Below are 26,505 nucleotides of genomic sequence, written 5' to 3' on the forward strand. Positions count from 1 at the left end.
GAGTGCCTTATTTGCGGGGCAGCACGATGTGGCGGTGGTCCTTGCTCGGACGATAGAGCACGGCGACATGGCCGATGCGCTGGACCAGTGCCGAGGCGGACTTCTCGACGATCTCGCCGATCATGGCATCGCGTGCTTCACGGTCTTCGGCGCCGATCTTCACCTTGACCAGCTCGTGCTGCTCCAGCACCGCGTCAAGTTCGGCAAGGAAAGAGGGCGTCAGGCCCTTGGCGCCTATCTGCAGCAGGGCCCTGAGGTCGTGCGCCTGGCCGCGGAGGAAGCGGGACTGGCTGGAGGTCAAGGCTGTGGACATGCGCTGCAGTACGGGGCTGGGAGGGGCTTCAGGGTATCATGCGGCCCTCCCCACGTTCCCTTTTCCTATCCCCTTGCTGCAATGCGCACGGGTACTTGGGAAGCACGACGACCCCCATGGCCACCCGAAGCAAAAGCAGCCAGCGCTGGCTCAAAGAGCATTTCGCCGACCCCTACGTGAAAAAAGCGCAGGCCGAGGGCCTGCGTTCGCGGGCGGCCTACAAGCTCGAAGAGCTGATCGAGCGTGACCGCCTGCTCAGGCCGGGGATGGTCGTGGTCGACCTGGGGGCAGCCCCCGGCGGCTGGTCGCAGTTCGTGCGCAAGGCCCTCGGCGACAGCGGCCGTGTGGTCGCGATGGACATCCTGGAGATGCCCAGCCTGGCCGGGGTCGACTTCCTTCATGGGGATTTCAGGGAGGATGAAGTCCTATCCCAGCTGGAAGCCATGTTGAATGGCCTGCCGGTGGACCTTGTGCTGTCGGATATGGCCCCCAATAAGAGTGGTGTGGATGCGGTCGACCAGCCGCGCATGATGCATCTGGCCGAGCTGGCGATGGACTTCGCCGACGGCCACCTGAAACCGGGTGGCGCGTTCCTGATCAAGGTTTTCCAGGGCACCGGTTTCGATGATTACGTGCGCGAGTTGCGGCGGCGGTACGAAAAGGTGGTAATCCGCAAGCCGGATGCCTCCCGCAAGCGGTCGCCGGAAGTGTATGCGCTGGGCCAGGGCAAGCTTCTAAACAAGAAATGAAGTAGTTGGTTGTAGTCTGCCCATCGGGTCAACAGGAAATACCGGAGTCAATGAGGATGAACGGCTTGAGCAAGAATCTGATGCTGTGGGTAATCGTCGCCGTCGTGCTGATGGTGGTGTTCCAGAGCTTCTCGCCGAAGACCGGTGCCACCGCCGGCGCCGAGACCACCTATTCCGAGTTCCTGCAGGAAGTGAACAACGGGGCCGTCGGCTCGGTGAACTTCACCAATGACAGCAACCTGGTGACCAACGCGATCTCCTACAAGCGCACCGACGGCAGCGCAGGCACCGTGTACGGACCGCAGGACGAGAGCCTGATCAACGTGCTGGTCAACAAGGGCGTGAGCATCGAGCGCGAGAAGCCCGCCAGTGGCTTCTCGCTGGGTTCGATCCTGATGACCTTCCTGCCGGTGCTGCTGATCATCGGCTTCTGGATCTTCATGATGCGGCAGATGCAGGGTGGCGGCGGTGGCGCCAAGGGCGCGATGTCCTTCGGCAAGTCGCGGGCCAAGCTGCAGGGCGAGGACCAGATCAAGGTCACCTTCGCCGACGTCGCCGGTTGCGACGAGGCCAAGGAAGAAGTCAGCGAGCTGGTCGAATTCCTGCGCGACCCGGGCAAGTTCCAGAAGCTCGGCGGCAAGATCCCGCGCGGCGTGCTGATGGTCGGCCAGCCCGGCACCGGCAAGACGCTGCTGGCCAGGGCCATCGCCGGCGAGGCCAAGGTCCCGTTCTTCAGCATTTCGGGTTCCGACTTCGTCGAGATGTTCGTCGGCGTCGGCGCCAGCCGCGTGCGCGACATGTTCGACCAGGCCAAGAAGCACGCGCCCTGCATCATCTTCATCGACGAAATCGACGCCGTTGGCCGCCATCGTGGCGCCGGCCTGGGTGGCGGGCATGACGAACGCGAGCAGACCCTCAACCAGTTGCTGGTGGAGATGGACGGTTTCGAAGGCGGCGAAGGCGTGATCGTGATCGCCGCGACCAACCGTCCCGACGTGCTGGATCCGGCTTTGCTGCGCCCGGGCCGGTTCGACCGCCAGGTCGTGGTTGGCCTGCCCGACGTCAAGGGCCGCGAGCAGATCCTGCGCGTGCACATGCGTAAGCTGCCGCTGGCCGACGACGTGGTGCCGATGGTCATTGCGCGTGGCACTCCGGGTTTCTCCGGCGCCGACCTGGCCAACCTCTGCAACGAGGCGGCGCTGTTCGCCGCACGCGAGAGCGGCAAGGAAGTGCGCATGGAGCATTTCGACCGCGCCCGCGACAAGATCATCATGGGCACCGAGCGCCGCTCGCTGGCCATGAGCGAGGAAGAAAAGCTCAATACCGCTTACCACGAGTCCGGCCACGCCATCGTCGGCCGCCTGGTGCCCGAACATGACCCGGTCTACAAGGTGACCATCATTCCGCGCGACCGTGCGCTGGGCGTGACCGTGTATCTGCCGGAAGGCGACAAGTACAGCATCAACCGCACCGGGATCGAGAGCCGGCTGGCCACGCTGTACGGCGGACGTGTCGCCGAGGAACTGATCTTCGGCTCCGACAAGGTCACCACGGGCGCTTCCAACGACATCGAGCGGGCCACCAAGATGGCACGCAACATGGTCACCAAGTGGGGCCTGTCGGAAGAGCTGGGTCCGATCACCTATGCGGAAGAGGAAGAGGAAGTGTTCCTGGGCCGTTCGGTCTCGCAGCACAAGAACGTATCCGACGACACCGCACGCAAGATCGACGAAGTGGTCCGCACCATCCTCGACAAGGCCTACGCACGCACCACCGCGCTGCTGACCGAGAACCTGGACAAGCTGCACAAGATGGCCGAGGCGTTGATGCTGTACGAGACCATTGACGTGTCGCAGATCGACGCGATCATGGAAGGCCGCGAGCCGCCACCGCCGGCTGGTTGGACCAAGACCGAAAAGGGCGAAGTGATGCCGCTGCCGCCGATCGGCGGGCCGGCCGCGCAGACCTGATCCGCTCTGCCATCCGATGACGAAAAAGCCAGGACCCGTCCTGGCCTTTTTTATTTCCCGCGAGCGTGGCCGGCGCCTGGATCTACACAGGCGATCGCACGGCCCTACACTAGCGGCCATCCCCGGATGGCTTGAATCATGTTCGACACCACGCCACAACTCGACTGCGCGGGCCGCATCCTCAGGCTCGATCGCCCGCAGGTGATGGGCATTGTCAACGTGACCCCCGATTCCTTTTCCGATGGCGGTGCGCACGAGACTCTGGAGGCCGCGGTCGCGCATGCGCTGCGGCTGGTGGAGGAGGGCGCCGACCTGCTCGACATCGGTGGCGAGTCCACGCGCCCGGGTGCGCAGACTGTCTCCGTGGAAGAAGAGCTGCGCCGGGTCATCCCGGTGATAGAGCAACTGGCCACCCGGGTTTCGGTTCCGATCAGCATCGACACGTCCAAACCGGAGGTGATGTGCGCCGCCGTGGCCGCCGGTGCGGGCATGATCAACGACGTTTATGGCTTGCGTCGCGAAGGCGCGATGGAGGCCGCGGCCGCCGCCGGAGTGCCCGTGGTGCTGATGCACATGCATGGCGAGCCCCATTCCATGCAGCAGGCACCGGACTACGACGATGTGGTCGGCGACGTGCACCGGTTCCTGACCGAACGCCTGTTCGCTGCCGAAATGGCCGGCATCGCCAGGAAGCACCTGCTGGTCGACCCGGGGTTCGGCTTCGGCAAAAACACCGCGCACAACCTCGCCTTGCTGGCGCAATTGCAGCGCTTCACCGAACTCGGCGTGCCGGTGCTCGCCGGGTTGTCGCGCAAGCGCACCATTGGCGAACTCACCGGTCGGGATGATGCACGTGATCGCATCGCCGGATCGGTCGCCGCGCACCTGATCGCGGCCCAGCGCGGCGCCATGATCCTGCGCGTGCATGACGTTGCAGCCACCGTCGACGCATTGAAAGTGTGGAATGCGGTCGCGGCCGTGCCGATCCCACGCGCGGCATCGGCGGCTTCGACGATCCGCTGGCCTGACGACGACTGATGCCCGCCGACCACAGGCCAGCGGCTATCGTGTTGATGGGTCCCACCGCTTCAGGCAAGACCGCGCTGGCAATGGAATGGGCGCAACGTCTGGGCGGTGAGATCGTCAGCGTGGATTCGGCTCTGGTCTATCGCGGCCTGGATATCGGCGCCGCCAAGCCCGACGCGGCGATGCTGGCCGCCGTGCCGCATCACCTGATCGATGTGCGCGAGCCGTGGCAACCGTATTCGGCGGCGGAGTTTGCTCGCGATGCTTCCGCCGCGTTGGCAGGTATAGCCGCACGCGGTCGGATCCCGATCCTGGCGGGCGGCACCGGGCTCTATTTCCAGGCGCTGCTCGACGGACTCTCGCCGATGCCGGAAGCCGACCAGGCGTTGCGCGAAACCATCGCTGCCGAAGCCGCCGCACGCGGCTGGCCGGCATTGCATGCCGAGCTCGCATCGGTCGATTCCCGCGCCGCCGCGAAGATCAAGCCGACCGATCCGCAGCGCATCCAGCGCGCGCTGGAGGTATTCCGGCTCAGCGGCAAGCCGATCAGCGAATGGCAGGCCATGCCATCGCACCACCCTTTTCCGTTCCGTGTCCTCAAACTGGTGCTGGCGCCGCGGGACCGCGCGGTCCTGCATCAGCGCATAGAGCAGCGTTTCGACGCCATGCTCGCCGCCGGCTTCATCGAGGAAGTCCAGCGCCTGCGCGCGCTGCCGGAACTGCGGTCGGTCGAACAGCCGCTCGACCTGCCCGCCGTGCGCGCGGTCGGCTACCGGCAGGCTTGGGAATACCTGGACGGCCTGGTGCCGGAAAGCGGGTTCCGGGATCGCGCGATCGCCGCCACCCGCCAGCTGGCCAAGCGCCAGCTGACCTGGTCGCGCGGCGAGCTGGACGCACGCTGGTTCGATCCGCAGTCCGATCGCATGGCACTGGAGACAGCGCTTGAGCTGTTCCTGCCCGGCCAATCTGCGCACTGAGTAGCTGGCGGAATGGCCGTTGTTGTGTAACATCGGGCCACCGGGGCGCGGCAGGGGAGCTGGCGCCGACCCGGACCTATAAAAACAACACCTATTCAAATAGGCGGGAGCTAAGAAATGTCCAAGGGGCAATCCTTGCAGGATCCTTTCCTGAATGCGTTGCGGCGTGAGCGGGTGCCGGTCTCGGTCTACCTGGTCAATGGCATCAAGCTGCAGGGCACCATCGAGTCGTTCGACCAGTTCGTGGTCCTGCTGCGCAATACGGTCAGCCAGATGGTCTACAAGCACGCCATTTCCACGGTGGTGCCGGCGCGCAATGTGCGCGTGGGCCCGGGTGGCGGCTACGTGCAGGGCAATGAGGATGGCGGTGAGGAAGAAGGCGGCGACGAGAACGAATAGGTAGCTGGTTTCTCCATGGCGATCTGATTCTTTCCGGCTTCTCCGAACATCTCGAAGTCATCCCGGCGGTGTCCGACAGCGACGCTGGTCAAGCTGGTACCCATCTTGATCCCGCCCCTGCACCTGTATTTGATCCTGCTTTTGCCGTTATCCCGTGAGCCCCTGACTTGTTGACTTCAGCCTTCTTCCGAAGAGGAAAGGCATTTCCCAGCCATGCGGATGTTGAAAATCGCGGTACGGGCGAGTCACTTCAAGCGCCTGAGGACAAGTTAAAAAGCCAGGCCTGAAGCAAAAAGCGCCTGCGCCCTTTGTATTCCGGCCATCCGCCCCCACACTTGTCCCATGTTCGAACGATCAAAGAAGGGTGAACACGCCCTGCTGATACAGCCCATGCGCTCCGGTTCCGGTGGCAGTTCCCCCGATGACGGCGCGCAGGAGGAATTCGCCGACCTGGCCCGTTCCGCCGGCGCCTCCATTGCCGCGGTGATCACCGCGCGCGTGGACAAGCCCAGTCCGTCTACCTATATCGGCAGCGGCAAGCTGGACGAGGTGAAGGCCGCGGCCGAAGCCACTGGCGCCGACCTGATCCTGGTCAACCACTCGCTGTCGCCGGGCCAGGAGCGCAACCTGGAGAAATTCCTGGAGCGCCGCGTGCTGGACCGCACCGGCCTGATCCTGGACATCTTCGCCCAGCGTGCGCGCAGCTTCGAGGGCAAGTTGCAGGTCGAACTGGCGCAGCTGCAGCACATGGCCACGCGCCTGATCCGCGGTTGGACCCACCTTGAACGCCAGCGCGGCGGTTCCATCGGCCTGCGTGGCCCGGGTGAAACCCAGCTGGAAACCGACCGGCGCCTGTTGCAGAAGCGCGTGGACCAGCTGCAGAAGCGGCTGGAGAAACTCGAGGTCCAGCAGACCCAGATGCGCCGGGCCCGCGTGCGCAGCGAGATGCCCCGGGTGGCTCTGGTGGGCTACACCAACGCCGGCAAGTCGACCCTGTTCAACGCAGTGACCGGTTCGGACGCCTACGCCGCCGACAAGCTGTTCGCCACCCTGGACCCCACGGTGCGCCGGGTGAACCTGCCCGGCGGCAGCATCATGCTGTCGGACACGGTCGGTTTCGTGCGCGACCTGCCGCATGAACTGGTGGCCGCATTCCGGTCCACCCTGTCCGAGGCGCGCGAGGCCGACCTGCTGCTGCACGTCATCGACGCCGCCGATCCGCTGCGCGAGGAGCGCATTGCCCAGGTGGACAGCGTGCTTCAGGAAATCGGCGCCGGCGACATTCCCCAGGTGCTGGTCTACAACAAGATCGACCGCATCGAAGGCGCGCAGCCACGCCACGACCAGCCCAATGAGGGCAGGGAGCGGGTCTGGCTGTCCGCACGCGATGGCGTCGGCATGGAGCTGCTGGAAGACGCGCTGACCCGGCGCCTTTCGCTGGTGCGCGTGCAGGGCGAGCTGCACCTGCCGGCCGCGCATGCCGAGCGCCTGCGTTCACGCCTGCATGCGCTGGGCGCGGTACGCGCCGAAACCCATGACGAGGATGGCTGGCACATCCAGGTCGACCTGTCTCTGGCCGACGCCCAGCGCCTGGCGGTGCAGGCTGGCGGCGCGCCGCTGGAAGCCCTGCTGCCCGAGGCACTGCGCGAGGAATGGATGGCGTAGGGCGGGTCTTGACCCGCCATTGCCATGTGTCCGACCGCGATGGCAACCGGCGGCGGCGTCGACGCCTATTACCTTTTTCGAACATTGCAGTCGGTTTCCCCAGCATGGCAATGGCGGGTCAAGACCCGCCCTGCGCTTGTCTCCGGGCTCCACCGACCCTATCTAGTAGAATCAGACCCGCAACGGCCCCGGCCCTGCACAAACCTCAACGTGGAGATGGCATGGCCTGGAACACCCCCGGCTCGGGCGACAAAGGACCGAGCGGCGACAAGCCCAACCCCTGGAAGCCCAATAACCGGGGCGGCGGCAAGGGGGGCGGCAACGATCTCAATGGCCTGATAGACCGGCTGCGTGGCTTCGTCGACGGCGGTGGCGGCGGTGGCAACCCCTTGCGCTGGGTCGCCATCGGCCTGGCCCTGGTGATCGTATTCAGCAGCTTCCAGCTGATCGGCGAACAGCAGCGCGGCGTGGTCCTGCGTTTCGGCCAGTTCGCCCGCATCATGCAGCCCGGCCCCAACTTCAAGTGGCCGTGGCCTATCGAAAGCGTCACCAAGGTCAACGCCACCGAGATCAAGACATTCAGCAGCACCGTGCCGGTGCTGACCAAGGACGAGAATATCGTCACCGTCTCGCTCAACGTGCAGTACCGCATCAGCGACCCGCGCCTGTACCTGTATGGCTCGCGCAGCGCTGACGAAGTGCTGCAGCAGGCCGCCCAGAGCGCCGTGCGCGAACAGGTCGGCGGCGCCGACCTGGATACCGTGCTCGGCGTGCGTGGCCCGCTGGGCAGCCAGGCCAAGGAACGCCTGCAGAAGTCGCTGGACAGCTACCGCACCGGCCTGATCGTGACCGAACTCAACCTGCCCAACGCCCGTCCGCCGCAGGAAGTGCAGCCGGCCTTCGACGAGGTCAACAGCGCCCAGCAGGTCCGCGAAAGCCTGGTCAACCAGGCCCAGGCCTATGCCGCCAAGGTCGTCCCCGAAGCCCGTGGTGAAGCCGCGCGCCTGCGCACCACCGCCGACGGTTACAAGACCGCTGCCGTGGCCCGCGCCACCGGTGACGCCGCGCGCTTCACCTTGTTGCAGGAGCAGTACAAGAACGCCCCCGACGTCACCCGCAAGCGCCTGTGGCTGGAAACCGTGCAGGGCGTGCTGGCCCAGAACCGCAAGGTCGTGGGCGGCGATGGCCGCCAGCTGATCTACGTGCCCATGCCGGCCCAGGGCGGAGCTGCCCAGGCACCTGCGGTGCTGCCCAATGAGGTAGTGCTGCCCGCGGTGCAGAGCCTGACGCCGCAGGCCGAACGCCCCGAGCGACCCAGTGGCCGCGAGGAGCCGCAACGATGAAGACTTCCCTGTACGGCGCCATCGCCGCAATCGTGCTGTTCGCGCTGCTCGGCTCGGTCTACGTGGTCCGCGAGGACCAGACTGCGCTGGTCCTCAACCTGGGTCGCGTGGTCCGCGCCGACATCAAGCCGGGCCTGCATTTCAAGGTGCCGCTGGTTGAATCGGTGCGCGTGTTCGACCGTCGTTTCCGCACCCTGGAAACCGCGCCCGAGCGCTACCTGACCCTGGAACGCAAGGACGTCAGCATCGACTTCTTCGCGGTCGGCTACATCTCCGACGTGCGCGCCTTCTATCGCGCCACCGGCGGCGAGGAGAAGACCGCCAACGAGCGCCTGGCCCCGATAATCACCGACTCGCTTCGCAACGAGATCAACTCGCGCACCCTGCAGCAGCTGGTGTCCGGTGACCGCAACGACATCGTTGCCAGGCAGCTCACGGCCATCAACGACGGCGCCGCGACCCTGGGCATGAAGATCACCGACATCCGCTTGAAGCAGATCGACCTGCCTACCGAGAGCGAAGTGATCAAGCAGGTGTACGAGCGCATGCGCGCCCAGCGCATGCAGGTCGCCAGCAAGCTGCGGGCCGAAGGCGAGGAACAGGCCCGCACCATCCGCGCCGGGGCCGACCGCGACCAGACCGTGCTGGTGGCAGAAGCCACCCGCGACGCCCAGCAGCTGCGCGGTGAAGGCGACGCTACCGCGGCCCGCATCTACGGAGAGGCGGCCAGCCGCGACCCGTCGTTCTACTCCTTCCAGCGCAGCCTGGAGGCCTACCGCGCATCCTTCGCGGATGGCCAGGCCGTTATCGTGCTGGACAAGGATGACCCGTTCCTGCAGTACATGAAGAGCGACCGCTGAATCGGGAATGGCAGGCAGGGTAGCCCCCGCCCCCCAAAACCCGGATAATGCACAAAAGCCGGATGGGGACTCTGTTCCCTCCGGCTTTTTCTGCGTCTGCGGTTGTGAAGCTGCGTAAGCTGCGACTCGTGTCGGCGCCCTCAAATCCTTTCCTTGCGGAAGGTCCACGCTTGCGGCTTACGCCGCTGCTACAGATATTGGAGCTAAATCATGGGTCAGTCAGTCGTCGTTCTCGGTGCCCAGTGGGGCGATGAAGGCAAGGGCAAGATCGTCGATCTGCTCACCGAGGAAATCGGCGCGGTCGTGCGCTTCCAGGGCGGCCACAACGCCGGCCACACCCTGGTCATCAACGGCAAGAAGACCGTGTTGCACCTGATTCCCTCCGGCATCCTGCGCGCCGACGCGCTGTGCCTGATCGGCAATGGCGTGGTCATTTCCCCGGCGGCGCTGATCAAGGAAATCGGCGAACTGGAAGAGGCGGGGGTGGAGGTGCGTTCGCGCCTGAAGATCAGCCCCGCCGCGCCGCTGATCATGCCGTACCACATCGCCCTGGACCAGGCTCGCGAGATCAAGGCCGGCGGCAAGGCCATCGGCACCACGGGCCGCGGCATCGGTCCGGCTTACGAAGACAAGGTCGCGCGCCGCGGCATCCGCATCGCCGACCTGCATTACCCGCCGCAGCTGGAAGAGCTGCTGCGCACGGCGCTGGATTACCACAACTTCGTGCTGACCAAATACCTGGGCGCCGAGGCGGTGGATTTCCAGAAGACCTTCGATGAAGCGCTGGCGTTCGGCGAGTACGTGCAGCCGATGAAGTCCGACGTGGCCGGCATCCTCCACGACCTGCGCAAACAGGGCAAGCGGGTCATGTTCGAAGGCGCACAGGGCGCGCTGCTGGACATCGACCACGGTACCTATCCCTACGTCACTTCCTCCAACACGACGGTGGGCGGCGCGCTCGCCGGGACCGGCGTCGGCGCCGATGCGATCGACTACGTTCTGGGCATCTGCAAGGCCTACGCCACCCGCGTCGGCGGCGGCCCGTTCCCCACCGAACTCGACGACGAAGTGGGCGAGTACATCCGCAAGCAGGGCCAGGAGTTCGGCGCCACCACCGGCCGCCCGCGCCGCTGCGGCTGGATCGACATCGTGGCCTTGAAGCGCGCGGTGGCCATCAACGGCATCAGCGGCCTTTGCATCACCAAGCTCGACGTGCTGGACGGCATGAAGACGCTGAAGATCTGCATCGCCTACGAATACCGCGGCAAGCGCACCGAGTACGCGCCGCTGGATGCGCAGGGCTGGGAAGAGTGCACGCCGGTGTACCTGGAATTCCCGGGCTGGGACGAGAACACCCACGGCATCACCGAATGGGAAAAGCTGCCGCCCGCCGCCCGCGCCTACCTGCGCGCGTTGGAAGAGCTGGCGGGTTGCCCGCTCTCCATCGTCAGCACCGGCCCCGACCGCGACCACACCATGGTCCTGCAGGACCCCTTCGCCTGACCCGCCCTCATCGCGGTAGGTGCGGCAGCTAATGTAGGAGCGACGCAAGTCGCGAAGCAGTGGCCACCCAAAACGCCGCCAATCCGGCTAGCCGTCGTCCAACAACAAAGCCCCGCACCGCGGGGCTTTGTTTATTTGTGTGAAGCCCACCGTTGTACTGCCTCACCCGATCCAGCACAGTCGGCCCTCACTCATTGCAAGGATGCCCGATGAAGTCGACCCTCCCGCTTTCCCACCGTGCCGCTGCTTCTCTGCGCCGCCCCGCACTGCTTGCGCTGACCCTGGCGTCCCTCTGCGCCCTGGGCGCCTGCAAGGGTGAAACCGCCCCTGCACTGGTCCCGGCCAGCACGCAGGCCCGCCCGCCCGCCACCATTGCGCTCTCCGGCAAGGCGCTGGAAGCCGCCGCACGCAACTTGGTCGCCAGGTCCGACAAGCAATACGACCCCGCCGGCGAAGCCTTCCTGGGTGACCTCGACGGCGACGGTTCCGACGACGTGGTCATCCAATACGACATCACCACTGAAGGCGCCGGGCACACGGTGGCCCGCACCGTGAAGGTGCTGCTGAACACCGCCTCCGGCCTGTCGCCGTTGCCGCAGTCGCAGCTGCCCGACTGGTGTCCGCTTGTGCAGGGCATCTACCGCGGCCGCCTGCGCCTGCTGCAGCTGGAAGCCTGCGCATTGCCCATGCCGCGGCTTGAGGGCGTGCACGACTACGTGGTCAAGGCCGGCGCGCTTGTGGAAGCCGAGGCGTGGAGCACGCCGGAGTTCGTGCAGCATGAACTGGCCGCGCTGCTGGACGCGGTGCGCAAGGACAAGGACAAGGCACTGGTAGCGCGCGTGATCCTGCCGGTCGGGGCCACGCAACTGCCGCTGTATGAAACGAAGCTGGCCGAAGCGGCCAAGGCCCAGGGCGGGCAGGTCACGCAGGCGCTTGCGCAGCAGTACTCCGGAGAACTGTTCGACGCCGCCCGCCTGGCCAGCTGGCAGGCGGCGCTGGCCTGCGCCGTGCAGCCCGGCAAGTTCATCACCTCGGGTGATGATGGCAGCCTGGAGTCGCTGCAGAACCACATGAGCGTCGCCGGTGGCGATCTGGTGTGCACGCTGACCGTGGACCAGTCTCCGGAGCGCCCGACCCGCCCGGTGCCCGGCGGTGGAGAATGGCCGGTCGACGCGGCCGTGCGCCTGGTCTGGGGTTCGCAGAAGCTCATGGACGGACAGCCCGATGCCGGTTCGAAAGTGCCCGCCGGTTCATTGCTGCTGGTCCTGATCGACGGCGAACTGAAAGTGATGGGCTGGGATTTCGCCGATTTCCCCGTCTGAGCCGCACGTCCGGCCATGCATTGGAAGCCCCGCATTGCGGGGTTTCTCTTTTCAGGCCGCCGTTTTCTTGACACCGCATTACCGTGCGTCCGTCACCCTCCCTCAAACAGGAACACGCATGCCCAGGAAAAAAGCAGCCGCCGGCGCACCCCTCCCAGCCCAGGGTTTCGTCCAGGTGCGCGGCGCACGTGAACACAACCTCAAGGACGTCGATGTCGATATCCCGCGCGATGCGCTGGTGGTGTTCACCGGCATCTCCGGCTCGGGCAAATCCTCGCTGGCCTTCGGCACGCTGTTCGCCGAAGCGCAGCGTCGCTACCTGGATTCCATATCGCCGTATGCGCGCCGGCTGATCGACCAGGCCGGCATTCCCGAGGTCGACTCCATCGAAGGCCTGCCGCCGGCCGTCGCCCTGCAGCAGCAGCGCGGCACGCCGACCACGCGCTCGTCGGTAGGCAGTGTCACCACCATTTCCAACTCGCTGCGCATGCTCTACTCGCGCGCCGGCGACTATCCGCCGGGGCAGGGCATCATCTACGCCGATGGCTTCTCGCCGAACACGCCCGCCGGCGCCTGCCCGACCTGCCATGGCCTGGGTCGTATCTACGACGCCACCGAGGCCACGATGGTGCCCGACCCATCGCTGAGCATCCGCGACCGAGCCATCGCCGCCTGGCCCACCGCCTGGCACGGGCAGAACCTGCGCGACATCCTGACCACGCTGGGCCATGACGTCGATGTGTCCTGGAACAAGCTGCCGAAGAAGACCCGCGACTGGATCCTCTACACCGAGGAGACGCCGGTGGTGCCGGTGTACGCCGGTTTCACCGCAGCCGAAGTGAAGCACGCGTTGAAGCGGAAGCTGGAGCCCAGCTACATGGGCACCTTCAGCGGTGCGCGCCGCTACGTGCTGCACACTTTCGCCACCACCCAGAGCCCTTTGATCAAGAAGCGGGTGTCGCAATACCTGCTCAGCACGCTGTGCCCGGAATGCGATGGGAAGCGCCTCAAGCGCGAGGCGCTGTCGGTGAAGTTCGCCGGCATGGATATCGGCGAGCTCTCGCGCCTGCCATTGGGGCGGGTGGCCGAACTGCTGCGGCCGGCGGCCGATGCAAAGCCTGGCAAGGCGGGAACGCGCAATGCCGACACGCATCCTGAACAGTCCATCGCCGCCCAACGCATCGCCGAGGATCTGCGCGCGCGCATCGCGGTGGTCCAGCAGCTTGGGCTTGGCTATCTCACATTGGAACGCAGCACGCCCACGTTGTCGCCCGGCGAACTGCAGCGCCTGCGGCTGGCCACACAGATCCGTTCGCATCTGTTCGGCGTGGTCTATGTGATGGACGAGCCTTCCGCCGGGCTCCATCCCGCCGACGCGCAATCGCTGCTGGCCGCGCTGGACCAGCTCAAGGCCTCGGGCAATTCGCTGTTCGTGGTCGAGCACGAGATCGATGTCATCCGCCACGCCGACTGGCTGGTCGACGTGGGCCCGGGCGCGGGCGAGCAGGGTGGCCGCGTGCTCTACAGCGGCCCGCCCGCCGGCCTGCAGCAGGTCGAGGCCTCGCATACGCGCCGCTATCTGTTTGCCGGAGCGGCGCGTTTCGACAGTCGTGCGCGCGTGCCATCGGCATGGCTGCGCCTGCAGGGCGTGACCCGCAACAACGTGCAGGGCCTCGACGTCGATTTCCCGCTCAACGTGTTCACCACCGTCACCGGCGTATCGGGTTCCGGCAAGTCGTCGCTGGTGAGCCAGGCGCTGGTGGAATTGCTGGCTGCACACCTCGATCACGACACCGGCGACGAAGACGATGCAGTCGACCCACTGGAACGCAGCACGCAGGTGCCGGTCGGCGGCCGCATCGTCGAGGGCCTGGAGCACGTGAAGCGGCTGGTGCGCGTGGACCAGAAACCAATCGGCCGCACGCCGCGTTCCAACCTGGCCACCTACACCGGCCTGTTCGACCATGTGCGCAAGCGCTTCGCCGCCACGCCGGCCGCGCGCAAGCGTCGTTACGATCCGGGCCGCTTCTCCTTCAACGTGGCCAAGGGCCGCTGCGAAACCTGCGAAGGCGAAGGTTCGGTGTTCGTGGAACTGCTGTTCATGCCCAGCGTGTATGCGCCATGTCCGACCTGCCACGGTGCGCGCTACAACGCGGCGACCCTGGGGATCGAACTGCAGGGCCGCAACATCGCGCAGGTGCTGGGCATGACCGTGGAACAGGCGGCGGCTTTCTTCGAAGACGACGCGGCCATCGCGCGCCCGCTGCAGGTGCTGCTCGAGGTCGGCCTGGGCTACCTGCGCCTGGGCCAGCCGGCCACCGAGCTGTCCGGCGGCGAGGCGCAACGCATCAAGCTGGCCAGCGAACTGCAGCGCGCCCAGCGCCGCGACACGGTCTATATCCTCGACGAGCCGACCACCGGTCTGCACCCGGCCGACGTCGACAAGCTGCTGCTGCAACTGCACGGTCTGGTCGATGCCGGCAACACGGTGATCCTGGTCGAGCACGACATGCGCGTGGCCGCGGCCAGCGACTGGGTCATCGACATGGGGCCGGGCGCCGGCGGCGAGGGCGGCAAGGTGGTAGCCGCCGGGCCACCTCGGAAAGTCGCGAAGAACCGCAAAAGCAGGACCAGCCGCTTCCTCGCCGAAGCCCTCTCCTTGTAGAGCCGATCTCGCTCGGCTCTATGCGGCTGATGCGCAAGCTGGCCGTTGTAGGAGCGACGCAAGTTGCGAAGCACGCGGGGCTGGATTGCCAATAGGGTCCGGGCTCATGGTTTCCTGGCTTCGCGACTTGCGTCGCTCCTACAACAAGCCACATTTCCACGGGCAATGATTCCGGCGCAAGTCATCCCACCTTGCAGGGCCGAGCTTGCTAGGCCCTGCAAGGACGACGCACTCGTTCTCCAACGTTGAGACCCGACTCGCCCACACTCGGATCCAGCCACCAGGGGAACCATCATGACGCACGCAAATCCACCCATGACCCGCGTCATCGACGCCATCGGCTTCGCCGCGCACGCGCATCGCATGCAGCGGCGCAAGGACAAGGAGGAAACGCCGTACATCAACCACCCGGTGGCACTGGTGCAGATCCTGGCGGTGGAAGCGGGTATCGACGATGCCGACGTGCTGTGCGCAGCGGCGCTGCATGATTACCTGGAGGACTGCTGCGGCGAGCAAGGACAGCTCAGCCTGGAAGCGGGCCGCCAGTTGCTACACGAACGCTTCGGCGCTCCGGTGCTTGCACTGGTCGACGCGGTCACCGATGACAAGTCGCTGCCCAAGGCCGAGCGCAAGCGTCGCCAGGTCGAACACGCCGGCCATGTGCCCCATGGGGCCAAGCTGATCAAGCTGGCCGACAAGACCGCCAACCTGCGTGATCTGGCCGATTTCCCGCCCGCCGACTGGCCCGCCTTCCGCCGCCGCGATTACTTCGACTGGGCGGCGTTGGTGATCACGCAGCTGCGCGGCGCGCATCCGCAGCTGGAGGCGCTGTTCGACCAGGCGCATGCGCGGCGGCCGGACTGACCAGCGACCTTTTAGAGCCGAGCTTGCCCGACTGCTCTTGCCTTTCGCGCCAAAAGCAGCCGAGTAGGCTCGGCTCTACGAGATCATGCCTTGCCAATTTCGCTTGCATTGATCAGTCGATGACGAACTGGTCTTCGTGGCCAGCCTGCGGTGGGCATTCGAACGGTCGAGCTACCCGGCAGGGCCACAGTGAGCGGGGCACCGTGGTCCGGCGTTCGAAGTGCTCGCCGGTCCAGACCACGAAGCCGGCATGGGCGAAGTGACCGTTGTCGAATATCGGCGGCGCGGTGGAGGCCGAAGGGTTCTCGGGATCGAACTCCACAACCCACCGGAAGATTGGCAACTTGTGGAGGTTTTCGTCGAGCGCGAATACTCCGCTGGCACCCAGCGAAGCGTAGTGCTCAAGCATGGCCTTGTTGAACACGGCGGGATCGGGCGCGATGCTCTCGGTCACGTCTTCGGGCGGGTGCCCCTCGATTACACGGTAGGCGCGCAACCCTGAGTCGAAGTGCCCGGTGCCCGTCACCGCGCACTGACGGACTGCTTCTGCAACCGGAATCCCGTAGGTGGGATCTCCCGCGTGAAGCTCGGCACAGCTCCCGCGGACCTCGACCAGGTAACCGGTAACCCCGGCTCGGACGCCCTGGAAGCTACGTATCCAGAAGCCGTAAGTCGCTCCTTCATGATCGGCCACCAGGTAATCGCGCCCGCCCGCCGCCCCAGGTATTTGCTGCACCAACACAACGCTTTGAATGTAGCGTTGACGAAGCGCAACCGAAGCAAGAACGTCATGTGCAGGCAATGACAACAGCAGGTTGGAAACGGTCGCTGGTACCGGCATCGCTTGTCCTAGTTCTACACCGGGATAAGCCAACCCCGGCAATGGCTGTGCATCAGAAGCTCTTGTAGCCCCAGCCGAGATGGCGGCACAGCCGGACAGTACGGAAATTGAAAGCATAAGCAGGCTCATTCGCATGCTAATTCTCCTGGTGGCTAGTCTAGGCGAGACGAATTCCGGGCGCGTCGTGGGCGGAGTTGCGGTTCGGCTGGTCGGTCGAAGGCGTGTTGGCCGCAATGCGATTCAAGTTCTCTAAGCGAGCCAAGCTTTCATCAACTGGCGTATTGGTGGCTGCCGCCCTATTCACCATGACGCGCGTCGAAGCCGGATCATCGGGCCTGCCGTGTACCATGAACAAATGATCGCCAGGTTTCACGGTTGCAGCGGCCTGATTGGGAAACAAGTGGTCTACCTGTTTCAGGCCGTTCGCTTTCGCTTCTGCCAGAAGACTCATTGACAGTCGTTCTTCATTCGCCTGAGTATCCGGCCCGAGTTGTCCCACCCGGCCCTGGATTTGCCGATGCAGGCCATGGTCAGGATGCTGGGGGTCGGCAGGATGTCGCTGCGGTTGTGCAGGCAAGACATCGGGCGCCCGGTGCACAGGAGGCGGTTCAGGGCCGTGCTGCAAACGCTGTCCGCCCTCGACCGAGGTCAGCACGTACTGCCAGCGGACCTGCTGTGGGTTGCGTCTGATCTCGGCGACGAAAGCATCGTATTCGCCGCCGCCAATGGTCTGACATCCTGCAGAATCGGTGTTGCGAGTGCTGCCGCGGTGGATCTTGAATGTGTTGTTCAAGTCCTGCATTCCGTGTAAGTCAGCGGCCGTGAACCAGCCGTCGGCATTGGTGTCACGTTGTACACGTCCCGCACCTCCCGCAACTGCTTCTGCAGCCGGTCGCAGTGCGAACTCGCGGCCGTTCTGTCGAGGGCTTCCATAGGTTGGATGGTCGGTCCGAAGCATTTCCGTCGTTCCTTCGCCAAGTCTGCCCAGATCACGGACACCATCGTGATTGACATCCTCGCCCTCAATTTTCTTTGGCCGGATCTGCTCGTAGCCTTGCGAAGTATGCAGGCGAGTTGCGTTCCCACTCTCGTCGGCGAATGGACGCGTCCCATCGCTACCGGCGTGGTGGTCATACTGTGCACTTGGCTCGGTGTTGGCCCGGTTGAACTCGCGTGCATGCCGGACGCCATTGTTGTCTTTCCATACCACCACAAGGCGATCGTCGTAGGCGCCGGCACCCCTATTGAAGGTGGTTTGGGTGTCGTTGCGCAAACCCAGGATCACCCGGTCTCCATTTGCCTGTAGCGAATCCTGGGCGGCTTGATTGCCACGGCTTGCAACAATGCTGGCGTACACGTCATGCAGTTGCGTTTGGGAAAGATCGCGGGTTTCAGTATCTGCAGGGAAGCGCGGTGCACCTGTTGCCGTCCGTAGCCGTTCGACCGAAGTACGGAGGCCTTCCGCGTCATCTGCTGCAATCGCTCCCGGTCTCGCCAATTCCGCCAGCTGTTCACGGGCCTCAACAGCAACCAAGCGGTCCAGCGCCTCCTGCACCACCAGGCTCTGGCCCTGGCGCAATGCATCGAGGCGTTCGAGCGCATCGGCAGAGCGGTTGCAGTTGAACAGGTCGGCCACTTCGCGGGCGGAGGCGTGGATGTCGAGTTCTGGCATGGGGAAGTTCCTTTTCGTGGTTTCGTCTTCATTGACGTTGGGCGGGCAACGCATCGAGGTCCCTGCAGGCAAACCATACGATGGGATCAGAGGCCGTTACCGGAGCCAGCGCACAGAATCCGGTCCGGAACCCCGTGTGTTCCGGCTGATCGGTGGTGTGACCCGGCGAGTACGGGGTGGTGGTGCCGCACCACGTTCCTGTCACGCGGTGGAACAAAGGAGAATGTGGCACGACAAGGCAGCCGGCGAAATCAGCGGTCTGCACGGCGTAAGGTAGGAGTTTTCTGACGCGCGCCCGGGTTGCCATGCAAGGCGCAACCTGCATGACCGGTGCCCGACCCACCCCACGGCGGCCGAGCGGCCGGAAAATTCGGAGCCGCCCACGCTTGCCGCATCGAGGGCCGAAGCCGGTGAAGCGTCGGGGATGAAGCCCCTCCCACAAAGGACGATGTCGCGAAGAACAGCTCGTAGGGCAGGTCTGGCCGCCTTCCGGGGGGTCATGCGACGGGTTTCTCGTGGTGCTCCGGCTTTGAATGCAGGCCCCCGCTTGCGCGGTCGAGTGCTGCCACCCGCCCTACGCGGTGCCATGCCTTCGCTGTTGTGGGATGGGACGGCGCTGATGAAGGCGACGGGGTTGAAACCCTTCCCACATGACGTCGCTTATTCCAGCCTGATCAAGCCGCGCTGCGCTGCCCCTGCGGCGTGTGGATCAGTTCGCCGAGGTCGAAGCCCTGCGCGCGGGCGTCGTCGAGGAACTGCTGGGTGGTGGCGGCGTCGATCTGCGGCTGGCGGGCCAGCAGCCACAGGTATTTGCGGTCGGGGCTGCCGACCAGGGCGGTGGTGTACGCGTCATCGATCTTGATGATCCAGTAGTCACCCTTGGTGAAGGGAATCCAGCGCAGGCCCTCGGGCAGGAAGGTGACTTCAAGCCGGCTGTTGCTGCCGTCCAGCGCGCTGGCTTCGCCGACCGATTCCTCGTGCTCGCCCTTGCCGTTGGTGGCGCGGTTGACCACGCGGACCTTGCCGTTGTCCTGCAAGGAATACTCTGCGGTGATGTCGCGGAAATCTTCGGGTTCGTACCGCATTGGCAGGCGCGCGATTTCGTACCAGGTGCCGAGGTAGCGGGGCAGGTCGATCGAGGCAACGGTGGCGAGTTCCGGATGGCTCATGTGCAACTCCATGTCGTGGGGGAACGCATTGTTAGCATCGGCACGGTTATGCGTTCGTCGACGGCGCGTGCATGTGGCGTGCGCCCCCGCGCCTGGCTGCGGGTGTGATCAGCCTTGCGACGGCTGCTTGGCCATGCGCCTGCGCAGGTCGCGCAGGTAGAAATGTGCGGGAAGGTGGCGCAGGAACGCAGGCATGGCCCAATACACGCGCGGTGCCCAGCGTTTGAAACGCGCCCAGTGTTTGGCATCCTGCTCGCTCCATGGCAGCTGGAAATCGCGGCGCAGGTCTGGCGGAAGCAATCCGCGCGTCACGAAGCGCTGCATTGGCAGCAGCCCGCGCGTATACCAGGGCGCACTGCCACCCTTCAGCACCTGGTGCACGTACTCGCGGACTTCGGCATCGACGCTGAACCCTGCGCGCTGCGCCTCCCACCAGGGCTGGAACTCCTGAAGAGTCGGCGGCCATTGCGCGTCGCGGACCTGCAGCGTGCTGCCGTAGACCCAGGCCTCGCGGTACAGGGTTTCCTCATTGGCCGCAGACAGCGGCCCGGCGAAAAGGTCGTGCAGGTCGACTGCGCTGCGATACAGGGTAGCGGCGACCCACAGCTGCAGATCTGGGTCGAAGGCGTTGTACAGCGGCGAGCGCACGGGACCATGGGCACGATTGACGTGCCGCGCCACCGCGGCGCGTTCCTCATCGGTGCCCAGGGTCGTGGCGTAGACGTAGCTCATGGTCGCGCGCAGCCGGTCCAGAGGCCGTTCCAGCGTGGCGCTGTGCCGGGCCACGCCCAGGCCTACGCCGGGGTTGGCCATCTGCAGGATCACGGTGGCCCCGGCGCCGAAGTAGATGTAGGCCTCGCGGGTGATGTCGGCCAGGTGCACGGTGTCAGGAGAAGCGTTTGCGTCGGACATGTACTGCGGTGGCATCAGTGGCGGCGGCATCGTTTCAGGTGGGATTCCATCATAGAGGCCCGCGCGTGGACGCCTTGTTTCCTGCCTGCTGCAGCTTTCCTGGCAGCGCGCTGTACTCGCGATCACCACGGACGCCGTGGCCTGCAGCTGCGCTGGTGGTTATATGAACAAGTATCCGGAATGGTTCACCACATTCACACCGTCACCACCCCGAATCGCAACTAATGGCCTAACTCCAATAAAGGTGACCGCCATGAACCGCAACCGTAGCCACCTGTTGACCCGCACCCTGGCTGTCGCACTGCTGCCCGCAGCGCTGGCTGCCTGCACATTTTCTTCCTCCAGCGATGCCGCGCCTGACCAGGCCGCGCCCGCTGCCGGTGCGCCTGCAACCGTGACCAGTGCCGATGCCGCCACCGCCGAAGGCGTTGTTGGGGCGGCCCCGTTGCCCGGAACCCCCGCTGCAGTCCCGGGCGATCCCAATGCCGTGGCGCCCGTTGCGCCGGGCACTGCCGTTCCAGTGGACGGCGCCGCCGCTGCGCCACTGCCTGCGCAACCGGAAGTCGCGCCTGTGGTTGCGGCCGCCGCCGATGCCGAACTGGCCAAGGACAGCCTGCTGCGTGCGCAGGTCCTGCTGGAACGCGCGCACTTCTCGCCGGGTGAAATCGATGGCGCCAGTGGCAGCAACATGCGCAAGGCGCTGGCGGCGTTCCAGCAGGCGCGCGGCCTCAAAGCCAGCGGCACGCTGGATTCCGAGACCTGGGCTGCGCTCAACAGCGACACCGCGCCGGTGCTGATCGAACACCTGCTGACCGTTGCCGATGTCGAAGGTCCATTCGCGGAAATCCCCAAGACGCCCATGGAGCAGGCCAAGCTCAAGTCATTGCCGTTTTCCTCGGTGGAGGAAAAGATCGGCGAAATGGTGCACGCAAGCCCACAACTGTTGAAGACCCTCAATCCGCAGGCCGATTTGAGCAAGGCGGGCACCACCATCGTCGTGCCGAACGTCGCCGCGGCCGCCACCTTGCCTGATGCGGCGCGGATCGTGGTCGACAAGTCCGATTCGGCGCTGCTGCTGGAAGATGCCTCGGGCAAGGCCCTGGCGCGCTACCCGGTGACCACCGGCAGCGCCCAGTTCCCGTTGCCGATCGGCGAGTGGAAGATCAACGGCGTGGCCCGCAACCCGGACTGGCACTACGACCCCAAGCTCATCGCCGGCAGCAAGAAGACCGACGAAAAAGCCACGATTCCGGCCGGCCCCAACAACCCGGTGGGCAGCACCTGGATTGACCTGAGCAAGGAGCATTACGGCATCCATGGCACGCCCAATCCTTCGAAGGTCGGCAAGACCGAATCCAACGGCTGCATCCGCATGACCAACTGGAGCGTCGCAGCGCTTGCTTCGGTGGTCAAGGCAGGCATGCCCATCACTTTGCGCGACTGAGTCGATGGCCGCATGCGGCCTTGATCGTGACAACCCGCTCGTCTATGCAGGCACCAGGTCCGGCGGGCAAATTTGCTCCCGGGCACACAGGAGTTACCCATGTCAGAAGAAAATCCCAAGACCCCGTTCGACCACGTCAACGACACGCTGTCGCAGCTTAAAGAGATGCGCCACTACTCCAAGAACAACGTCGAACTGCTGACCACGCAGTGGCTGATGTTCGATGGCGAACTGTCCAAGCTCCAGCAGGCGGGCAAGGTCGAGCAGTTGATGATGAAGCAGAGCGAGTTCTACGACGCCCTGGAAACGACTATTGCCGAGCTGGAAGAAGTGAAGACGGAGTTGCAGCCTGCGGTGGTTGAGCAGGCGGATTGATTTCGGTTTTGTAGAGCCGAGCTCGCTCGGCTGCTCTGATCCTGGGGTGGCCGGCTCGAACGGGCCGTAGAAGCGCCGGGTGCGTTGGTTGCACGGTGGCGGCTTGGAACCTTGAAGCAGAAGCCAAGGCACCCCTCCTCGATCCTCCCCTGCTGCGCAAGGGAGGAGGCGAAGCTCGATCCGCCCCTGCTTCATCCTTCCCTGCTTCCCAAGGCAGGGGGCAAAGCCGGACGCGGGCTGGAGTAAGCTGAACGCTTCCAAGGGCGGCGGCTATGACCATGTCCAGCGGGGAACTCAAGCAGGGGGACAAACGCCCGACGGTTTTCCTCAGCTATTCCCGCGCCGACCAGGATCGTGCGCGCGTGCTGGCGCTGGCGCTGGAGGAGGCAGGGCTGCAGGTCTGGTGGGACGCCTTGATCGAAGGCGGTGCGGCTTTTGCCCGGACCATTGAAACCGCGCTGGCCGCCAGTGATGCCGTGGTCGTGCTGTGGTCCGGGCACTCGATCGCTTCGGACTGGGTGCTGGACGAAGCCGCGCACGGCAGGGATATGAAGAAGCTGGTGCCGCTGTCGCTGGACGGCACCGAGCCGCCATTGGGATTTCGCCAGTACCAGGCAATCACACTGTCCGTGGCGCAGGGCCGCATCGATGAGGCCTCGCTGCAGTCGGTGCTGCGCGCGGTGCTGCCTCTTGCCGGCCGTGAAGCGCTGCCGCGTCCTACCTCCAGGCCCGTGTCTTCAAAGCCCGATGCATCGCGCCGCGGGCTGCTGATAGGCGCAGGAGCGGTGGCCGCGGCGACGGCGCTGGGTGGGCTGGGCTGGCAGCGCGGCTGGTTTGGATCGGCCGCGGTCGAAGACAGCAGCGTTGCGGTGCTGCCGTTCCACAACCTGAGTGGCGATCCGGGCCAGGCGTATTTTTCCGACGGCCTGTCCGAGGAGGTGCGCGCGACCCTGGCCCGTAACCAGCGCCTGAAAGTGATGGCGCAGGCGTCCTCTGGAAAATTCCGTGAAAGCAAGGCCGGTGCGGTGGATATTGCCAGCCAGCTCGGCGTGGCCTTCCTGCTGGATGGCAGCGTGCGCTGGGCCGGCGACAGCGTACGCGTGGCCGCCGACCTGATCGATGGACGCACCGGCTTCAGCCGCTGGACCCAGATCTTCGAACGCAACATCGACGACGTATTCGCGGTGCAGCGCGAAATCGCCGCGACGGTCGCCTCGGCATTGGCGGCGCGGGTGGTTGCCCCGGGCACCGCCACCGACGAACGCGCGGCGTCGGGCGGCACCGACAATGTCGCCGCATTCGATGCGTTCCTGCGCGGGCGCGCGCTGTATGAGTTGAGCACCGACGAGGCCTCCGAACGCGGCGCGCTGAAGCTGTTCGACGCGGCGATCGCGCTGGATCCGGAATACGCAGCCGCGCATGCCGCGCGCTCGCGTTCGCTGACCACGCTGGCCAACCAGTACGCGACGGTAGCCCAGCACGCGGCGATGTACGACCAGGCGGTGGTGGCGGCGCAACGCGCGGTCGCGCTGGCACCGGAGTTCGCCGATGCGTATTCCACCCTGGCCTTTGTCTTGTTCCAGGGCCGGCTGGATGCGCGCGCGGCGCGCCCGCCGTTCGAGAAATCCGCGGTGCTCGGGGCAGGCGAGGCCACCGTGCAGGCGCGCTGGGCGCAGTACTGCGCACGCACCGGCCGCGTGCGCGAAGCCGACGAAGCGATTGCCCGCGCGCTGGCACGCGATCGCCTCAATCCACTGCTGCACCGCGCCGCCGGCGCCATCCACTACGCCGCGCGGCGCTACGCCGAATCGATACCGCCCGTGCGCAAGGCGCTGGAAATGAATCCCGGCCTGTCGCGCGCGCATGCGTCCATTGCCGACGCGCTGGTCAACCTGGGCAGGCTGGACGAGGCGCGCACCGAGTACCGGGCCGAGCCGGTGACCGACTTCCAGCTGGCCGGGCTGGCCATCGTCGAACACCGCAGCAACAAGCTTGCCGCCGCGCGCACGGCCCTGGATCGGCTGGTCGCCGAGCTCGGCGATACCGTGCTGTACCAGCAGGCCCAGGTACTGGCGCAGTGGGGCGAAGTGGACGATGCCATGCTGCGCCTGCTGAAGGCGCGCGCGGCCGGCGATTCGGGGCTTATCTATGCGCGCAACGACCCGTTCCTGGATCCATTGCGCGGCGATCCGCGCATGCGCGCGCTGCTCGATGGAATTGGTTTCGAGGTCTGATCAGGCCGTACAGGCATGCACGTTGTAGCGGGCAGGGCGCGGTGCAAGAATGCGATGCGGCAAACAGGAAGTGGTCGCCGGAACAGGGGAAGGCGTGGTCTGGTTCCATCACTTCTGAGGGGTATTGCCATGAAACACACGAAATTGGCGCTGTTCACCATCCTGTTGGTCGCCTGCCTGTCCGCCTGCAAGCGGGACGGGGACGCACCGGTTGTCGAGACGCCTGCACCAGAGCCGGTGGCCGCGCCAGCGGTAGAGCCGGCACCGGAGCCGGTCGCCGCGACGCCGACCACCACCACCGATCCTGCGGCGACGCCCGTGGCGCCCGCCGACGCGACCCCGGCGGAATCCCAAGAAGATGAAGACACGCCGCACTCCGGTGGCGACAAGGTCGGCAAGCCGCCGACCAATTAGGTGGCGACGGTTCTGGCGCACTCGTAACCGGTTGGCAAGCGCGGGCGTTGCACTTGCGCGCACTGCACCGCCTGCATTTGCCTCGCACCCTCTCCACAGGGGCCTTGCGGATTTGCTCTTGATCCAGCTTCCGGACAAGAGCAAATCACCTTAAATCCCCTTTTTTAAAGCGTGGAAGACAGGTAGTGCTTCTTTTCAAACGGAGGGAGGAGACACGAACCTTTTTGCGGAATTCGCCCGGCGATTGCGACGGCCTTCACGGCAAGCGGTTCTTTCCTGGTGGCAGCTTCATCGCGTCGCTGATCCATTGCGTATAGCGGTCGATGCGCGTGTACACGCCGGGGCGTCCGTCGCCTGCGCAGGCCTTCTTGCCCCAGCTGACGATGCCCACCAGCAATGGAGTGCCGTTGGTCAGGATCACCGGACCGCCGCTGTCACCGCGGCAGGTGGACCGGGCCGGGTTGGATGCGCAGAACACGCCGTCCTTGATCTTCTGCGGACCATAGCCGGGACGTTGCTGGCAGACCGGATTGGGCATGGCCTGCAGGTCGACGCGCAACAGCACCGCGTTCATGGTGTTGGCCGCTTCGCTGCTGCCGGTCACGCCCCAGCCGGTGGCCGAGACAGGGATCGCCGGCGGCAGGGCTTTCTGGTTGAGCGGGATCTGCCGGATGCGGCGCGAGTCGATTGGCACCGGCTTTCCATCCGCAACGATGTGCACCAGCGCGATGTCGTTGGCGTACATGTTCGGTGGGTGGTTCACGTCGTTGCTTTCGTTGTTGTACTGCGAATGGCGGACGATGCGGTCGATCCGGTAGAGCACGCCGTCGCCCTTGGAAATATCCTGCGCGCCGAGCCGCACCTTGAAGCCCTGGTCGACCTCGTTCTGGTCGATGCAGTGGGCGGCAGTCACCACCCAGTCCGGGGCGATCAAAGCCCCGCCGCAATAGTGCTGGCGCTGCCACGCGGGGCGCTTGTCGTTCGGCCTGGGCGGCGCAGCCGGATAGAGGATCTGCGCCTGCCACGGCACCGACTGTGCGGTGACCGGAAGCCCGCCAAAGGAATACACCGTGTCTTCGTCATCGCCGGGCCTGCGTGGGGGTTTGCGATCCGACTTGCCCGGGGTGCGCTTGCTGGTGCGGATGGTCGGCATGCTGCCGCCGGGCGAATCGGCGTCGGCCTGGCCGCCCTCGTCTTCCTCGACGACCTGCCACACCTCGTCGTTGCCGAAGACGCTGTGGTCGACCGGAATCGCATCGTCGGCCTCGTTGCCGTCATCAACCACCCAGCCGCTGGCCCAGGAGTCGTCGGCGTAGTCGTCGCCCGCTTCTTCGTTGGCGTCCTCTTCATCGGCGTCGGCACTGGCGCTGTCGCGTACGGCCGCGGGGGAATCGGCGTTCGCATCGTCATTCCCGCTGGCCGCGCCAGTGTCGGCGTCATCATCGGACTCGTCCTGCTGCTGCGCCGCTGGCGGGTCTTCCGCGTCGTCATCCGCCACCGGCCCAGCGGCGGACTCCTCCTCATCGGCCTGCGCTTCGTCTACCTGATCTTCGTCTGCGGGCTCCTCATCCGCGGGCTCCTCGTCGACATCGTCCGCCGGCTCTTCCTCGACCACGTCGTCCTCGTCGCCTTCTTCCTGCACCGTGGCGGAAAGCGCAAGCGCCTGCAGCGGCGGCAGCGCGAAAGTGGCAGGTGAAAATCCGCACAGGGCGGTGGCAAAAGCGGCGGCCAGCACTCGGATGCCGACGGGGGCGGGCAGCTTGGTCATTGCGACTTCCTTTGCGGAGG

At 65.5% G+C, this 26,505-nt stretch carries 22 protein-coding genes; 16 read left to right on the forward strand and 6 right to left on the reverse strand.

All coding sequences use genetic code 11. From position 1 onward, the window contains the following. Positions 1 to 7: 7 nt before the first annotated feature. Positions 8 to 313 (reverse strand): ribosome assembly RNA-binding protein YhbY, encoded by a 306-nt coding sequence (gene yhbY, locus DT603_RS13980; protein ID WP_162350596.1) that lies wholly within the window; start codon positions 311 to 313, stop codon positions 8 to 10. 116 nt (positions 314 to 429) lie between these two features. On the opposite strand from yhbY, the gene rlmE reads away from it, so the two are divergent. The 12 genes from rlmE (at position 430) to DT603_RS14040 (ending at position 15,656) form a co-directional block, all read left to right on the forward strand. After that, the gene (gene rlmE / locus DT603_RS13985; protein WP_162350597.1) at positions 430 to 1,062 is read left to right on the forward strand and encodes a 23S rRNA (uridine(2552)-2'-O)-methyltransferase RlmE; all 633 of its coding nucleotides are present in this window, start codon (positions 430 to 432) and stop codon (positions 1,060 to 1,062) included. 56 nt (positions 1,063 to 1,118) lie between these two features. Beyond that, positions 1,119 to 3,032 carry an ATP-dependent zinc metalloprotease FtsH gene (gene ftsH, locus DT603_RS13990; RefSeq protein ID WP_162350598.1) on the forward strand — a complete coding sequence of 638 codons (1,914 nt, stop codon included), beginning with the start codon at positions 1,119 to 1,121 and terminating at the stop codon, positions 3,030 to 3,032. Positions 3,033 to 3,170: 138 nt separating this feature from the next. Then, positions 3,171 to 4,070: a dihydropteroate synthase gene (gene folP / locus DT603_RS13995; protein ID WP_162350599.1), complete on the forward strand. Its 900-nt coding sequence runs from the start codon at positions 3,171 to 3,173 to the stop codon at positions 4,068 to 4,070. After that, entirely contained in the window at positions 4,070 to 5,035 is a 966-nt protein-coding gene (gene miaA, locus DT603_RS14000; RefSeq protein ID WP_162350600.1) for a tRNA (adenosine(37)-N6)-dimethylallyltransferase MiaA, read from the forward strand. The genes folP and miaA overlap by 1 nt, the downstream gene beginning before the upstream one ends. A gap of 117 nt (positions 5,036 to 5,152) precedes the next feature. After that, positions 5,153 to 5,434, forward strand: a complete 282-nt coding sequence (hfq, locus tag DT603_RS14005) for an RNA chaperone Hfq (RefSeq protein ID WP_162350601.1) — start codon at positions 5,153 to 5,155, stop codon at positions 5,432 to 5,434. Between the two features lie 342 nt (positions 5,435 to 5,776). Beyond that, positions 5,777 to 7,099, forward strand: coding sequence for a ribosome rescue GTPase HflX (gene hflX / locus DT603_RS14010; protein ID WP_162350602.1), 1,323 nt, complete (start codon positions 5,777 to 5,779; stop codon positions 7,097 to 7,099). A 221-nt stretch (positions 7,100 to 7,320) separates the two neighbouring features. Continuing rightward, positions 7,321 to 8,442, forward strand: coding sequence for an FtsH protease activity modulator HflK (hflK, locus tag DT603_RS14015; RefSeq protein ID WP_162350603.1), 1,122 nt, complete (start codon positions 7,321 to 7,323; stop codon positions 8,440 to 8,442). Then, positions 8,439 to 9,302 carry a protease modulator HflC gene (gene hflC / locus DT603_RS14020; protein WP_162350604.1) on the forward strand — a complete coding sequence of 288 codons (864 nt, stop codon included), beginning with the start codon at positions 8,439 to 8,441 and terminating at the stop codon, positions 9,300 to 9,302. Before hflK ends, hflC begins: the two co-directional genes overlap by 4 nt. A 210-nt stretch (positions 9,303 to 9,512) precedes the next feature. Next, a complete protein-coding gene (locus DT603_RS14025; protein WP_162350605.1) occupies positions 9,513 to 10,805 on the forward strand; it encodes an adenylosuccinate synthase in 1,293 nt (430 codons plus the stop codon). A 209-nt stretch (positions 10,806 to 11,014) separates the two neighbouring features. Then, positions 11,015 to 12,127 carry a hypothetical protein gene (locus tag DT603_RS14030; protein ID WP_162350606.1) on the forward strand — a complete coding sequence of 371 codons (1,113 nt, stop codon included), beginning with the start codon at positions 11,015 to 11,017 and terminating at the stop codon, positions 12,125 to 12,127. 118 nt (positions 12,128 to 12,245) lie between these two features. Then, positions 12,246 to 14,792 (forward strand): excinuclease ABC subunit UvrA, encoded by a 2,547-nt coding sequence (locus tag DT603_RS14035; protein ID WP_162350607.1) that lies wholly within the window; start codon positions 12,246 to 12,248, stop codon positions 14,790 to 14,792. A gap of 315 nt (positions 14,793 to 15,107) precedes the next feature. Beyond that, on the forward strand, positions 15,108 to 15,656 hold the full coding sequence (locus tag DT603_RS14040) for an HD domain-containing protein (RefSeq protein ID WP_162350608.1): 549 nt from the start codon (positions 15,108 to 15,110) through the stop codon (positions 15,654 to 15,656). A gap of 112 nt (positions 15,657 to 15,768) precedes the next feature. Here DT603_RS14040 and DT603_RS14045 read toward each other — a convergent pair whose 3' ends face one another. From DT603_RS14045 to DT603_RS14060, 4 genes are all read right to left on the reverse strand, one after another. After that, positions 15,769 to 16,632 (reverse strand): hypothetical protein, encoded by an 864-nt coding sequence (locus DT603_RS14045; protein ID WP_162350609.1) that lies wholly within the window; start codon positions 16,630 to 16,632, stop codon positions 15,769 to 15,771. 22 nt (positions 16,633 to 16,654) lie between these two features. Next, entirely contained in the window at positions 16,655 to 18,169 is a 1,515-nt protein-coding gene (locus DT603_RS14050; RefSeq protein ID WP_162350610.1) for an XVIPCD domain-containing protein, read from the reverse strand. A 674-nt stretch (positions 18,170 to 18,843) separates the two neighbouring features. Further along, positions 18,844 to 19,338: a lipocalin family protein gene (locus DT603_RS14055; protein ID WP_162350611.1), complete on the reverse strand. Its 495-nt coding sequence runs from the start codon at positions 19,336 to 19,338 to the stop codon at positions 18,844 to 18,846. A gap of 108 nt (positions 19,339 to 19,446) precedes the next feature. Beyond that, positions 19,447 to 20,250 carry an oxygenase MpaB family protein gene (locus DT603_RS14060; protein ID WP_162350612.1) on the reverse strand — a complete coding sequence of 268 codons (804 nt, stop codon included), beginning with the start codon at positions 20,248 to 20,250 and terminating at the stop codon, positions 19,447 to 19,449. A gap of 253 nt (positions 20,251 to 20,503) precedes the next feature. Between DT603_RS14060 and DT603_RS14065 the strand changes: the two genes are divergently transcribed. The 4 genes from DT603_RS14065 to DT603_RS15985 all read left to right on the forward strand — a co-directional run bounded on the left by DT603_RS14065 (position 20,504) and on the right by DT603_RS15985 (position 24,717). Beyond that, on the forward strand, positions 20,504 to 21,694 hold the full coding sequence (locus DT603_RS14065; RefSeq protein WP_162350613.1) for a L,D-transpeptidase family protein: 1,191 nt from the start codon (positions 20,504 to 20,506) through the stop codon (positions 21,692 to 21,694). Positions 21,695 to 21,793: 99 nt separating this feature from the next. Then, a complete protein-coding gene (locus DT603_RS14070; RefSeq protein ID WP_162350614.1) occupies positions 21,794 to 22,069 on the forward strand; it encodes a hypothetical protein in 276 nt (91 codons plus the stop codon). A gap of 278 nt (positions 22,070 to 22,347) precedes the next feature. After that, a complete protein-coding gene (locus DT603_RS14075) occupies positions 22,348 to 24,303 on the forward strand; it encodes a TIR domain-containing protein (RefSeq protein WP_162350615.1) in 1,956 nt (651 codons plus the stop codon). Positions 24,304 to 24,432: 129 nt separating this feature from the next. Next, a complete protein-coding gene (locus tag DT603_RS15985; RefSeq protein WP_211368453.1) occupies positions 24,433 to 24,717 on the forward strand; it encodes a hypothetical protein in 285 nt (94 codons plus the stop codon). 256 nt (positions 24,718 to 24,973) lie between these two features. Here DT603_RS15985 and DT603_RS14085 read toward each other — a convergent pair whose 3' ends face one another. Further along, on the reverse strand, positions 24,974 to 26,485 hold the full coding sequence (locus DT603_RS14085) for a serine protease (protein WP_162350616.1): 1,512 nt from the start codon (positions 26,483 to 26,485) through the stop codon (positions 24,974 to 24,976). Positions 26,486 to 26,505 lie beyond the last annotated feature (20 nt).

Source organism: Pseudoxanthomonas gei, assembly GCF_010119615.1.
Classification (GTDB): domain Bacteria; phylum Pseudomonadota; class Gammaproteobacteria; order Xanthomonadales; family Xanthomonadaceae; genus Pseudoxanthomonas_A; species Pseudoxanthomonas_A gei.